Genomic DNA, 12,489 nt, shown 5'->3' with positions numbered 1-12,489 from the left:
CAAACAGGCTGTGAGACCTTTGCAAACCCCCATCTGCGGCGCATTTCTGCGTTGTGCGCTGCCCGCTCGCTTGCCTATCTAGATGATATGTCTGTCCCACGGGGATTCCTGACGTTCACGCTCGCTGCGCTGCTACGCCTTGAACTGCATCCACATCTGGGGGGTTTTGCAAAGGTCTCAGGCTGAGACCTTTGCAAAACCTCCATCTGCGGCGCATTTCTGCGTTGCGCGTTTATGCCCTATGGGTACTGCTCGCTCACTTGCCTATCTGTATGATATGTCTGTCCCACAGGGATTCCTGACGTTCACACTCGCTGCGCTGCTACGCCTTGAACTGCATCCACATCTGAGAGTTTTGCAAAGGTCTCAGGCTACCTGAACGGTTTCAGGTAGCCTGTTTGGGCTTCTTGGACAAGGCGGATTACTTGCCGGCTTTCACATTCAGCCACTGGTTGACCATCATGCGCAGGGCTTCGGGTTGCAGCGGAATCATGATGAAGCTGTTTTCCAAATCTCGGTCGGTGGGGAAGATGGAGGCATCTTGGCTGTATTGGCTTTCCATCAAATCGCGTGCCGGTACGCTCGAGGGGGCGTAGGTGACGAAATTGCCGTTTTGTGCGGCCACTTTGGGATCAAGCTGCCAGTTGATGTAGCGGTGGGCGTTCAATACATTGTGGGCATCGGCAGGAATCGCCCAGGAATCCACCCAAATGCCCACGCCTTCTTTGGGCATCATCACACGGATGGTGTGTTTGCTGCCGCTCTCTTCGGCGCGGCGCTTGGCAATGTTGAGGTCGCCGCCGAAGCCCACCACCACGCACAAATCGCCGCGTGCCATGCTGTCGATATAGCCGGAAGAGGAGAAGCGTTTCACATTCGGGCGGTTGGCGCGCAAAACGTCGGTGGCGGCTTGGATGTCTTCAGGTTTGTCGCTGTTGGGGTTGCGGCCCAGGTAGTTGAGCACCATCGGATACATTTCGGCCGGGCTGTCTAAATAGCTGATGCCGCAGCGTTTCAGCTTGCTGGTGTATTCCGGTTTGAAAACCAGATCCCATTGGTTGTCGGGCAGTTGGTCGGTGCCCAAGGCGCGGCGCACCTGTTCAACATTGATGGCAAACGTGTTGGTGCCCCAGAAAAACGGCACGGCGTAACGGTTGTCGGGGTCAACGTTTTGCAGCAGCTCCAGCAATTTGGGGTTGATGTGGCGGTAATTGGGAATCAGCGATTTGTCTACCGGCTGGTAGGCGCCGGCGGCAATTTGACGGCCGACGAAGGTATTGGACGGGCCGGCCAAGTCGTAACCGGAATTGCCGGTGAGCATTTTGGCTTCCAGGGTTTCGTCGCTGTCGTAATAGTTGTAGCTCACCCGCACATTGTATTTCTGTTCAAACTCTTTCACGGTGGCGGGGTCAACGTAATCCGACCAGTTGTAGATTTTCAACTCCTGCGTTTCCGCCAGTTGCGGCGCGGGTGCGGCCGCTTCGGGAGCGGAGGCGGCGGCCGCGGTTTCCGTGGGCGCGCTGGCGGCGGCAGATGATGAAGGCTCCTGTCCGCCGCAGGCGGCCAGGGCCAATAAAACCAAACCATATAAAAAGTTTTTTTGTGCGGTCAATTTGCGGTTCCTCTCTTTATTCATTCCGTGTTCAAATCAGGCAGATGCGAAGCCAGTATAAGGGATTCGCTTTGCTTTGAGTAGGCGCAGTACGGCAAAGAAGCGGACCGCCCGTTGCGCGGATGGCGTAGCGGGCGGCTTTGGTATAAGATATGCGCCATTTTTTCGCCTGTAATACAGAAGCGTATGCGGGCCGGACGGCCTGTTGCCAGTCCGCGCCGGTGGCGAGTTTTCAGGTAGCCTGCATCGGAAACAGGCTGCTTGTTCTTTAAAAAATATCCGATTTCCACCTATCTCACCGTTCAAACTTGATGAAACAGACTGCAAACCCATGAATACCAAACAACTGCGCCAAAAATTCCTTCAGTTTTTCGAAAGCAAAGGCCATCAGGTCGTGGCCTCCTCCTCGCTGGTGCCGCACGACGACCCCACCCTGCTGTTTACCAATGCCGGCATGAACCAGTTTAAAGACGTGTTCCTCGGCTTCGACAAACGCCCCTATAACCGCGCCACCACCGCGCAAAAATGCGTACGCGCCGGCGGCAAACACAACGACTTGGAAAACGTCGGCTACACCGCCCGCCACCACACCTTTTTTGAAATGATGGGCAACTTCTCCTTCGGCGATTATTTCAAACGCGATGCCATCCATTTTGCCTGGGAGTTTCTCACCTCGCCCGAATGGCTGAACCTGCCCCAAGAAAAACTGTTGGCCACCGTGTATGCCGAAGACGACGAAGCCTACGCCGTGTGGCGCGACGAAATCGGGCTACCTGAAAGCAAAATCATCCGCATCGGCGACAACAAGGGCGGCCGCTACGCTTCCGACAACTTCTGGCAAATGGGCGACACCGGCCCCTGCGGCCCCTGTTCCGAAATTTTCTACGACCACGGCGAACACATTTGGGGCGGTCCTCCGGGCAGCGCCGAAGAAGACGGCGACCGCTTTATCGAAATCTGGAACTGCGTATTCATGCAGTTCAACCGCGACGAACAAGGCAAGATGAACCCACTACCCAAGCCCAGCGTGGACACCGGCATGGGCCTGGAGCGCATGGCCGCCGTGATGCAGCATGTGAACAGCAACTACGAAATTGATTTGTTCCAAAACCTGCTCAAAGCCGCCGCCCGCGAAACCGGCACCGAATTCAGCATGGACGTGCCCAGCCTGAAAGTGATTGCCGACCACATCCGCGCCTGCGCGTTTCTGATTGCCGACGGCGTGCTGCCGAGCAACGAAGGCCGAGGCTATGTGCTGCGCCGCATCATCCGCCGCGCCGTGCGCCACGGCTACAAACTCGGCCAAAAAGGCGCGTTCTTCCACAAACTGGTGCCCGATTTGGTGGCCGAAATGGGAGAAGCCTACCCCGAATTGAAAGAGCGCCAAAGCCAAATCGAAGAAGCCTTGAAAAACGAAGAAACCCGCTTTGCCCAAACCTTGGAAACCGGCATGGCCTTGTTGGAAAACGCGCTTTCAGGTAGCCAAAACACGCTGGACGGCGAAATCATCTTCAAACTTTACGACACCTACGGCTTTCCCTACGACCTCACCGCCGACATCTGCCGCGAGCGCGGCATTGAGATGGATGAAGCCGGTTTCGAGCGCGAAATGGCCGCCCAACGCGCCCGCGCCCGCGCCGCGCAAAGTTTCAAGGCCGACACCCAGCTGGCCTACGAGGGCCAGGACACCGAATTCAGAGGCTATACCGAGCGCCAAACCGAAGCCAAAATCCTCGCCCTGTATCAAGACAGCGAACCAGTAAACGAATTGCACGAAGGCGATGTCGGCGCCGTGGTGCTGGACCACACTCCGTTCTACGCCGAAAGCGGCGGCCAGGTGGGCGATGTCGGCTATATTTTTGCCGGCGGCAACCGCTTTGAAGTGCGCGACACCCAAAAAATCAAAGCCGCCGTGTTCGGCCAGTTTGGCGTTTTGGTTTCAGGTAGCCTGAAAGTGGGCGATGCTGTGCGCGCCGAAATCGACAACGACATCCGCAACGCCAATATGCGCAACCACAGCGCCACCCATTTGATGCACCGCGCCCTGCGCGAAGTGCTCGGCAGCCATGTGGAGCAAAAAGGCTCGCTGGTGACCGCCGAGGTTACTCGCTTCGATATTTCCCATCCGCAGCCGGTTACCGCCGAAGAAATCGCCGAAGTCGAGCGTCGCGTCAATGCCGCTATTCTTGCCAATGTGGCGGTGGACGCCGAGATCATGAGCATGGAAGACGCGCAAAAAGCCGGCGCCATGATGCTGTTTGGCGAAAAATACGGCGACGAAGTGCGCGTGCTGAAAATGGGCGATTTCTCCACCGAATTGTGCGGCGGCACCCATGTGGCGCGGACGGGCGACATCGGCCTGTTCAAAATCATCAGCGAAGGCGGCATCGCCGCCGGCATCCGCCGCATCGAAGCCATCACCGGCCTCAACGCCCTGCAATGGGCGCAAAACCAAGAGCGTTTGGTGAAAGACATCATCGCCGAAGTCAAAGCGCAAACCGAGCGCGACGTATTGGGCAAAATCCAGGCCAATGCCGCCCAGAGCAAAGCGTTGGAAAAAGAGCTGGCCAAAGTCAAAGCCGAGCTGGCCGTGCACGCCGGCGCCAAACTTTTGGATAAGGCCCAAGACCTAGGCGCAGCCAAACTGGTGGTGGCCCAAATCGAAGCCGATGCCGCCGCCCTGCGCGAAATCGTCACCGACCTGACCGGCAAATCTGACCAAGCCATCGTGCTGCTCGCCGCAGTAAACGACGGCAAAGTGTCCCTGTGCGCCGGCGTGTCCAAACCCTTAACCGCTAAAGTGAAAGCCGGCGACTTGGTGAAATTTGTCGCCGAACAAATCGGCGGCAAAGGCGGCGGCCGTCCCGATTTGGCGCAGGCCGGCGGCGCCGACGCCGCTAAACTGCCGGAAGCGCTGAATAGCGTGGCCGATTGGGTGGGCGGCAAGCTGGCTTGATTTTGGTTTGATTGAAAAAGGCCGTCTGAATGTTTCAGACGGCCTTGTGAAATAAGTAAGCGTAGTAAGTGTAGGTTGGGTTGAAGCGCAGCGTAAACCCAACATGGCCATGTTTGCTTATTTTGACTCAATGTTGGTTTACGGCCTTTGGCCTAACTCAACCTACGCCATTTGCGTATTGGTGAAATTGCAGCGTCCGCCGCCGGAAATGCGGATTTTTTCGCCGATTTTCTGCGCATGATCCAGCAGCGCCACCGTCCGCCCGCACTGCCTGATACGCGCCGCACACATCATCCCCGCCGCATCGGCGCCGATGATGAGGGCATCGAAGTAAAGAGGGGACGAGGGCATGATGGGGCTTTCGGAGAAGATGGGGGAAGGGTTTCAGGTAGCCTGTGGCAGCTACCTGAAAGGCAGCAGTAGGTCGGATTCTTGAATCCGACAAAAGATTTGGGTTGACATAAAAGTCGGATACGAGTATCCGACCTACTGCTTCTGAGCCAGTTGAAAGCCCCAAATCGGGGCTTTCAGGTAGCCTTTACGTTAAGGAGTTGTGTGATGCCGCAAAACACCAAACCCATCAAACTCAAAAGCGCCGATTATCTGTATTTCAGCCGCTGCGGGCGCTATTTGGCTACCAGTAAAGTACAGGGGCGTATTGCGCTGTATGATGCGCTCGACGGCCGCCTGTTGTGGCAAAACAAGCCGCTGAAAAATATTGACATGCTGGCGTTTTCGCCATGCGGGCAGTGGCTTTCCGTGACTGCGGAAGGCGGCTATTGGTACGTGCTGGCGGTGGAAGACGCCGCGCAGGTGGCGGCAGGACGGCATCCGCGTCAAACACACGGTGTTTTCAACGCGCTGCATTTTTTGCCCGACGGCAGCGGCCTGTTTAATATTGAGCGTTATACCTATCTGGATAAGCAAGCCGCGCCGCCGCGCTGGGCAGACTGCCGGGAAGTCACTGCTTGGCGCTTTCCCGATGGCGTGTTGCAAGGCGTGCGGCAACTGGATTTGCCGTTTTCAAATTGTCAGGTATTTCAAAACCCGATAAGCGGCCGCTATGTGATGATGCACACGCTGCCTGCACCTTTGGAAAACGGCAACAGCACCGTTTCCTATGCACTGCATACTTGGCAGGGCAACCCGCTTACCGCTGAATTAGTCGATATTTCCCCGCCCGCCGTGGCTCGTGCGCCGGACGAAGCGCCGGGTGAGGGACGTTGGAAATGGATTGAGCATATCGGCTTTGCCGCCAACGGCGATATGGCGGTGCTGTTGCAACCCGGTTATGCCCATCCCGGTTACGCCTTGTTGCTTACCGACGGTGAAAATTTTGCTCCGCGTGCATTTGTCCCTTTGCCTGACTTGGAGGCAGGTTATTTTAAAAACTGCGCCGTGGGCACCGAAATCGTGGCGACGGCACATTATGCCGGCGAAACCGGCGGCGTGTATTTCCACCGCCGCGCCGATTTGTCCCTCATCGGCCACTGGCCTTATCCGGCAGGCATTACCGCCATTGCCTTTCATCCGGGCGGTACGGGCATGGCTTTGGCCGCCAGAGCAAAAAGCGTGTATTACCCCGATTTCCCGCAAAGCGAAACCGGCCTGATCGCTTGGTTGGGCAACGGGGCATAAACTAGAGCAACTTCGACTAAAAACGTTACATAATAGGTTTTTTCTGGCAGCCGGAGCATGAGATGCGCGCCTATTCGCAAGACCTGCGAGATCGAGTACTGAGAGCGCTGGAGCGCGGAGAGCGACCCAGCGCCATTGCCCGTCGTTATGAAGTCAGCCGCATGTGGGTATATCGCGTGCGTGCTCGCTTCGAAAAAGAAGGCGAGCGCAGCAGCAGGCAGCAAGGCGGCAAGCGCATCTCCCGGCTGGCGCCAGTAGAGGGCATGATCCGCGACTGGATCAAGGCCGATCCCGATCTGACCTTGGTGCAAATGTGCGAGCGTTTGGCCGGGCATGGCATCAGCATCAAACCCTCGGCCTTGTGGCACCAGCTCAACAAATGGCGGCTGAGCTTCAAAAAAAACGCTGCACGCCAGCGAGCAGGAACGTGAAGACGTGCAGCAGGCACGGGCGAGCTGGATACAGCAGCAGGCCCGGCTCGATGCCAGGCGCCTGGTATTTCTGGACGAGACCTGGAGCAGCACCTGCATGACGCCGCTGCGCGGGCGCGCCCCGCGCGGTCAACGCTGCGTGGCCAGCGCCCCGCATGGGCACTGGAAGACCAGCACCTTCATTGCCGCCTTGCGCTGTGATGCACTGACGGCCCCCATGGTGACCGATGGCCCCATCAATGGCGCCGTGTTTCTGGCGTGGGTCAAAACCTTTCGGTGCCCGACACTTCGCCCTGGCGACATCGTCATTGCCGACAACCTCTCCAGCCACAAAGTGGCGGGCGTGCGAGAAGCCATCGAAGGCGTGGGCGCCAGCATTCGCTATCTGCCGCCGTACTCGCCGGATTTGAACCCCATCGAGAAGCTGTTTGCCAAGTTCAAGGCGCTGCTGCGCAGGGCGGGCGAGCGCACGGTGGGTGCGCTGTGGCAGCGCATGGGGCAGCTGGTTGATTTGTTCTCGGCTCAAGAGTGTGCCAATTACTTCAAATCAGCTGGGTATGTAATGAATTAAATCGAAATTGCTCTAGCGTAGATATAAGGTCTCAGGCTACCTGAAAACCTTTCCAGGCGGGAAAGAATAAAAAAAGCGTGTGAACCGGGTTCACACGCTTTTTTTATCCATAAACCGGCCAAGCTCAAGGTTTCCAAGCTGCTACGTCGGCGCGCTCTTCGTCGGTCATTTGGGTGAGATTGCCCAGCGGCATGGTGTTGTTGGCGACGCGCTGTTTGAATTTGTCGGCCGCCATGCGGATTTCTTCCGGGGTTTCCAGCTTCATGCCCAAGGGCGGGGCGGCAAAGCCCAGTTTGGGGTCGGGCTTGGCGGCGTGGCAGCCTACGCAGCGCAGCTGGGAGATTTCCATGATGCGTTCGATGGGCACCGCTTCCGCTTGGGCCTGCTCTTGTCCGGCAGGCGCCGACGGCGGTTCTGGTTCTGTTTTCGGTGCGCAGATCCACACGATCAGCAGCAGGCAGGCGATGCCGAAGGCCCAATAGCCGTATTGTTTTTTGCCTTGGTGCATCACCACGAAGAATTGGCGGATGGAGGCGCCGGCAAAGATAAACAGCACCGCCACCACCCAAGACCAATCGGAGCCGTAGGTGACGGCGTAGTGGTTGCTCAGCATCAGGAACACCACCGGCAGGGTGAAGTAGGTGTTGTGTACCGAGCGCTGTTTGCCGCGTTTGCCGTCTAAGGCGTTGGGGGTTTGGCCTGAGCGCAGGGCGGCCACCATGCGGCGTTGGCCGGGGATGATCCAAAAGAACACGTTGGCGCTCATGCAGGTGGCCATGACTGCGCCGATGATCAGAAAGGCGGCTTTGCCGGAGAAAATATGGGTGGCCAAATAGGAGACGATGACCATCATCACCGCCACCGCCACGCTCAGAATGCCGTCGCGCGTCATATTGGGGCTGATCAGTTTGCACAATAGGTTGTACACCCACCAACCGCCGAATAAGAAGAGCAGGGTGACGAAGATTGCTTCGCCGTTGCTCATTCTCGCCGCCCAGCGCCACGGTGCGGACGGGTCGATCAGATTGAGTTGCGGATTGGAAAGGTACATCACGCTCAAGAGCGCAAAGCCGGACAGCCAGGTGGTGTAGGATTTCCAAAACGACCAATGTAAGTCGTCGGGCAGTTTTTCCGGGCTGGTGAGGTATTTTTGGTTGTGGTAGAAACCGCCGCCGTGTACGGCCCACATTTCGCCGCCCACGCCTTTGTCGCGGTCTGCTTGGGAGGCGGGTTTTTTCAGGCTGTTGTCGAGCATGACAAAATAAATCGACTCGCCCACCCATGCGATGGCGGCGATCACATGCAACCAACGCAAAAGCAGGCTGGCCATATCGGTCAGATAGGCGCTCATGGGTATTTCCTTGCAATAAAACAATAACCGTTTGCCGCGGGGCGTGTCCGAAAGCGGCGGAGGGTGCCCGGCGGTCAAACGGGATTTCGGGTTTCAGGTAGCCTTTAGCTGCCGCGGTAAGTGGAATACGTCCACGGTGTCACCACCAGTGGCACATGATAGTTTTGTGCGGCATCGGCCACGGCAAAGCGGATGGGGATGTCGTCGAGAAACGGCGGGAAAGATTGCAGGGCACCTTTGGCGGCAAAGTATTCGCCGGTGTAAAACACCAGTTCGTAACGGCCTTCGGTGAGGGTTTCGTTTTGCAGCAGCGGCTCGTCGCAGCGGCCGTCGTGGTTGGTGGTGGTGGTTTTCAGCAGGCTGCGCCCGTTTTGCTCCAAACGGTAAAGTTCGATACGCACGCCTTGAGCCGGACAGCCGTGAACGGTATCCAGCACATGGGTGGACAGTTTGCCCATCTGTTTTGCCTTTCTTATTGGTCGGGTGTTCCAATTGACAATATTGCCAACGGCTACTCATAATTGTCAACATATCGTAACATTCTTTCACAATCCCCCGGGAAGGCAGTCTGTATGAATCCTGATTATCCGCGCGACCTCGTCGGTTACGGCCGCAATGTTCCCCATGCCCAATGGCCGAATCAAGCCAAAATTGCCGTGCAGTTTGTACTGAATTATGAAGAAGGCGGCGAAAACAGCGTGTTGCACGGCGATCCGGCTTCCGAGCAGTTTTTGTCGGAGATCATCGGCGCGGCCGCTTATCCGGACCGGCATATGTCGATGGAGTCGGTCTATGAATACGGTTCGCGGGCCGGCGTGTGGCGGATTTTGAACGAGTTTGAGCGGCGCGGCCTGCCGTTGACGATTTTCGGTGTCGGCATGGCTTTGGAGCGCCATCCCGAGCTGACTCAAGCCTTTATCGACGGCGGCCACGAGCTGGCCTGCCACGGCTACCGTTGGATTCATTATCAAAACAAAAGCGAGGAAGAAGAACGGGCGCACATGCAGCAGTGCGTGGATTTGTTTACCCGCCTGCTCGGCCGCCATCCGGAAGGGTGGTACACCGGCCGCGACAGCCCCAATACCGCCCGCTTGGTGGCCGACGAGGGCGGCTTTCTGTATCACTCCGACTATTACGGCGATGATTTGCCCTTCTGGCAGCCGATTGCTAAAACCGACGGCAGCATCCATCCGCAGTTGGTGGTGCCCTATACTCTCGACAGCAACGATATGCGTTTTGCTAACGGTCAGGGCTTTATCAACGGCGACGACTTTTTCCATTATCTGAAAGACGCTTTCGATGTGCTCTACGCCGAAGGCGAAGACAAGCCGAAAATGATGAGCGTGGGCCTGCATTGCCGCCTGATCGGCCGCCCCGGCCGTTTCCTCGGTTTGCGCAAGTTTCTCGATTACATCCAAGGCCATGAGCGCGTGTGGGTGCCCACCCGTGCGCAAATCGCCCACCACTGGGCGGCCACCCATCCGTATCCGGGTTGATTTTGTACGCCATCAATATAAGCAAGAAGGGAGGCCGCATGGCCGTGACACTTGAGGAATTGAACCGGTTGCCGGTTGCCGAATTTACCGAAAAACTGGGCGCCATTTTCGAGCATTCGCCGTGGGTGGCCGAACAGGCCGCCGCCCGGCGTCCGTTTGCCGATGTGGCGGCGCTGCATGCGGCCATGGTGGACGTGATTGAAGCCGCCGGCGAAGAGGCGCAAGTGCGCCTCATCCGCGCCCACCCCGAATTGGGCGGCAAGCTCGCCATGCGCGGCGAGTTGACGGCGGAATCGACGCAGGAACAGGCCGGCGCGGGCCTGAACCAATGCTCGCCGGAAGAGTTTGCCGCACTGACCGATTTGAACCGCCGTTACGGCGAAAAATTCGGTTTCCCCTTTATTTTGGCCGTGCGCGGCCATAACCGCCAAAGCATCATCGGCGAATTCACCCGCCGCATCGAGTTGGCTCCTGAAGCCGAGCAGGCGGAGAGCCTGCGCCAAATTTATCGCATCGGTTTGTTCCGCTTGCAGGATTTGGTGCGAGATTAAACCGTATTCTGTCGGCCGCTGCTTTTCAGGTAGCCTTCCGATCTTTATCCATAAGGAAACATCATTATGTCGCAAACCCATCTGCCCGACGGCCACATCGTACAGGCCGATACCGTAGCCTTGCCCGAATTTGCCAGCCGTTTCGCCAATCTGGCCTCCGCCGATTTCGGCGCCAAAGTTTTGAGCTGTTCCGACGAGTGGTTTGCCGCCGCCCAACGCATGCTGCAGAGCGCGCCGCCGGTGTTTATCGTCGGCAAATTCGACGACCACGGCAAATGGATGGACGGCTGGGAAACCCGCCGCAAACGCTTTGAAGGCTACGACCATGCGGTGGTGCAGCTGGGCTTGCCCGGCCTCATTAAAGGCGTGGACATCGATACCAGCCACTTTACCGGCAATTTCCCGCCTGCGGCTTCCTTGGAGGCCTGTGCGGTGCAGGGCGAGCCCGACGCGCAAACCGAGTGGACCACCTTGGTGCCCGCCGTTGCGCTGCAAGGCAATTCGCACTGCTTCGTGGAAGTGGACAGCGAGCAGGTATGGACGCATGTGCGCCTCAATATCTACCCCGACGGCGGCGTGGCCCGCCTGCGCGTGTACGGGCTGCCCAAGGTGGATTGGCACAGCCGTCCCGCCGGCGAGGTGTATGAAACCTCGGCTTTGGCCAACGGCGGCCGCATCGTGGCGGTTTCTAACGCCCACTTCGGCGTGCCCTTCCGCCTCAATATGCCCGGCCGCGGCGTCAATATGGGCGACGGCTGGGAAACCGCCCGCCGCCGCGTGCCCGGTAATGAGTGGTGCATTATCGAGTTGGGCTGCAAAACCTTGGTGGAGAAAATCGAAGTCGATACCGCCCACTTCAAGGGCAATTATCCCGACAGCGTGAGTATTCAGGCAGCCGATGTGACTTTCGGTACCGACGAATCGGTGGTTACCCAGTCCATGTTCTGGCAGGAGTTGCTGCCGCCCAGTAAAACCGAGATGGACAAACAGCATTATTATGAGTCCGCCGATCTCAAAGACATCGGCCCGGTAACCCATGTGAAACTGAATCTCCACCCCGACGGCGGCGTGAGCCGGCTGCGTATTTGGGGCAAGCCGGTTTTGGAATAAGCGTTTCACGTTTTCAGGTAGCCTTTTGCGGCCCTAAACCTTGGCAACATCAGTAGGGGCGGTGGCATTGCCTATCCGCCCTACTGATGTTTTTGTTTCTGCCTGCGCGTTTTACAGGAGTACACCATGCAGGATTTAATGCTCGAACCCTTAAGTAAAGAAGCGTTCGCGCCGTTCGGCGACGTTATCGAAATCGACGGCAGCGATTGGTTCCATATCAACAACGGCACGACCGAGCGTTACCACCGCTTGGCCGATGTGGAAATTACCGGCAGCGACGGCCGCCCGATTATCAGCCTGGCACGGGGCGATGCCTTTGATGCGCCGCTGGTGGTGAAAATGCTGGAGCGCCATCCGCTCGGTTCGCAGGCGTGGATCCCGTTTAGTCGGGTGCCGTTTATCGTGGTGGTGGCACCCAACGGTGAGGACGACAAACCGGATACCTCGCGGATGCGGGCGTTTTACGCCGAAGGCAATCAAGGGGTGAACTATCATCAAGGCACGTGGCACCACCCGCTGATGAGTTTCCGCAGCCGGGGTGAATTTATCGTGGTGGACCGTGCCGGTACGGCGCCCAACTGCGACGAAGCGTTTTTCGACGATACCTGGCAGATACAGGGGCTACCTGAAAACGCATAGGCTTGGGATGTGTCGCCCGCAAGCGCTGCGCGGTCTTTGCTTGCGGCCTGAAACCTTTGCCAAACCGCCATCTGCGGTGCATTTCCGCGTTGTGCGCTGCTACGCCTCTGAAGGCATCCGCATCTGGGGGTGTT

11 protein-coding genes and 2 pseudogenes are annotated in these 12,489 nt (G+C 57.8%); 9 read left to right on the top strand and 4 right to left on the bottom strand.

What is annotated here, in order from left to right; genetic code table 11:
• Positions 1-33 precede the first annotated feature (33 nt).
• Both H3L94_RS13085 and H3L94_RS12890 read left to right on the top strand, forming a co-directional pair.
• A pseudogene (locus H3L94_RS13085) lies at positions 34-181 on the top strand (ATP-dependent exonuclease); the annotation flags it as partial.
• Between the two features lie 10 nt (positions 182-191).
• A pseudogene (locus H3L94_RS12890) lies at positions 192-379 on the top strand (ATP-dependent exonuclease).
• Between the two features lie 42 nt (positions 380-421).
• Here H3L94_RS12890 and H3L94_RS09815 read toward each other — a convergent pair.
• Positions 422-1,636, bottom strand: a complete 1,215-nt coding sequence (locus H3L94_RS09815) for a polyamine ABC transporter substrate-binding protein (protein WP_244958751.1) — start codon at positions 1,634-1,636, stop codon at positions 422-424.
• Positions 1,637-1,943: 307 nt separating this feature from the next.
• On the opposite strand from H3L94_RS09815, the gene alaS reads away from it, so the two are divergent.
• Complete coding sequence (gene alaS, locus H3L94_RS09810; protein ID WP_182121871.1) at positions 1,944-4,568, top strand: alanine--tRNA ligase; 2,625 nt, start codon at positions 1,944-1,946, stop codon at positions 4,566-4,568.
• Positions 4,569-4,730: 162 nt separating this feature from the next.
• Here the strand turns inward: alaS and H3L94_RS09805 are convergent, their stop codons facing one another.
• Positions 4,731-4,919 (bottom strand): NAD(P)/FAD-dependent oxidoreductase, encoded by a 189-nt coding sequence (locus H3L94_RS09805; protein ID WP_009118893.1) that lies wholly within the window; start codon positions 4,917-4,919, stop codon positions 4,731-4,733.
• Positions 4,920-5,126: 207 nt separating this feature from the next.
• Between H3L94_RS09805 and H3L94_RS09800 the strand changes: the two genes are divergently transcribed.
• Entirely contained in the window at positions 5,127-6,206 is a 1,080-nt protein-coding gene (locus H3L94_RS09800) for a WD40 repeat domain-containing protein (RefSeq protein ID WP_182121870.1), read from the top strand.
• Positions 6,207-6,268: 62 nt separating this feature from the next.
• Positions 6,269-7,208 (top strand): IS630 family transposase gene (locus tag H3L94_RS13080; RefSeq protein ID WP_425325918.1). Its coding sequence is split into 2 segments (ribosomal slippage): positions 6,269-6,601 and positions 6,603-7,208, totalling 939 coding nucleotides; the frame shifts between segments, so codons are not numbered across the junction.
• A 124-nt stretch (positions 7,209-7,332) separates the two neighbouring features.
• Here H3L94_RS13080 and H3L94_RS09790 read toward each other — a convergent pair.
• Complete coding sequence (locus H3L94_RS09790) at positions 7,333-8,559, bottom strand: urate hydroxylase PuuD (protein WP_182121868.1); 1,227 nt, start codon at positions 8,557-8,559, stop codon at positions 7,333-7,335.
• Between the two features lie 104 nt (positions 8,560-8,663).
• The gene (gene uraH / locus H3L94_RS09785; protein ID WP_182121867.1) at positions 8,664-9,017 is read right to left on the bottom strand and encodes a hydroxyisourate hydrolase; all 354 of its coding nucleotides are present in this window, start codon (positions 9,015-9,017) and stop codon (positions 8,664-8,666) included.
• A gap of 114 nt (positions 9,018-9,131) precedes the next feature.
• On the opposite strand from uraH, the gene puuE reads away from it, so the two are divergent.
• The 4 genes from puuE (at position 9,132) to H3L94_RS09765 (ending at position 12,355) form a co-directional block, all read left to right on the top strand.
• The gene (gene puuE, locus H3L94_RS09780) at positions 9,132-10,055 is read left to right on the top strand and encodes an allantoinase PuuE (protein WP_182121866.1); all 924 of its coding nucleotides are present in this window, start codon (positions 9,132-9,134) and stop codon (positions 10,053-10,055) included.
• 38 nt (positions 10,056-10,093) lie between these two features.
• Complete coding sequence (uraD, locus tag H3L94_RS09775) at positions 10,094-10,606, top strand: 2-oxo-4-hydroxy-4-carboxy-5-ureidoimidazoline decarboxylase (protein ID WP_182121865.1); 513 nt, start codon at positions 10,094-10,096, stop codon at positions 10,604-10,606.
• A gap of 66 nt (positions 10,607-10,672) precedes the next feature.
• Positions 10,673-11,716 carry an allantoicase gene (alc, locus tag H3L94_RS09770; RefSeq protein WP_182121864.1) on the top strand — a complete coding sequence of 348 codons (1,044 nt, stop codon included), beginning with the start codon at positions 10,673-10,675 and terminating at the stop codon, positions 11,714-11,716.
• Between the two features lie 126 nt (positions 11,717-11,842).
• Positions 11,843-12,355, top strand: coding sequence for an ureidoglycolate lyase (locus H3L94_RS09765; RefSeq protein WP_182121863.1), 513 nt, complete (start codon positions 11,843-11,845; stop codon positions 12,353-12,355).
• The last annotated feature ends 134 nt before the right edge of the window (positions 12,356-12,489 follow it).

Source organism: Neisseria shayeganii (genome assembly GCF_014054965.1).
Taxonomy (GTDB): domain Bacteria; phylum Pseudomonadota; class Gammaproteobacteria; order Burkholderiales; family Neisseriaceae; genus Eikenella; species Eikenella shayeganii.
The sequence above is the reverse complement of the archived record's forward strand: the minus strand, read 5'-3'. Positions and strand labels throughout refer to the sequence as shown.

Coding starts and splice junctions, on each gene's coding strand:
- H3L94_RS09800 (WP_182121870.1), top strand. CDS start 5,127: ATGCCGCAAAACACCAAACCCATCAAACTCAAAAGCGCCGATTATCTG.
- puuE (WP_182121866.1), top strand. CDS start 9,132: ATGAATCCTGATTATCCGCGCGACCTCGTCGGTTACGGCCGCAATGTT.
- uraD (WP_182121865.1), top strand. CDS start 10,094: ATGGCCGTGACACTTGAGGAATTGAACCGGTTGCCGGTTGCCGAATTT.
- uraH (WP_182121867.1), bottom strand. CDS start 9,017: ATGGGCAAACTGTCCACCCATGTGCTGGATACCGTTCACGGCTGTCCG.
- alaS (WP_182121871.1), top strand. CDS start 1,944: ATGAATACCAAACAACTGCGCCAAAAATTCCTTCAGTTTTTCGAAAGC.
- alc (WP_182121864.1), top strand. CDS start 10,673: ATGTCGCAAACCCATCTGCCCGACGGCCACATCGTACAGGCCGATACC.
- H3L94_RS09815 (WP_244958751.1), bottom strand. CDS start 1,636: ATGAATAAAGAGAGGAACCGCAAATTGACCGCACAAAAAAACTTTTTA.
- H3L94_RS09765 (WP_182121863.1), top strand. CDS start 11,843: ATGCAGGATTTAATGCTCGAACCCTTAAGTAAAGAAGCGTTCGCGCCG.
- H3L94_RS09790 (WP_182121868.1), bottom strand. CDS start 8,559: ATGAGCGCCTATCTGACCGATATGGCCAGCCTGCTTTTGCGTTGGTTG.
- H3L94_RS09805 (WP_009118893.1), bottom strand. CDS start 4,919: ATGCCCTCGTCCCCTCTTTACTTCGATGCCCTCATCATCGGCGCCGAT.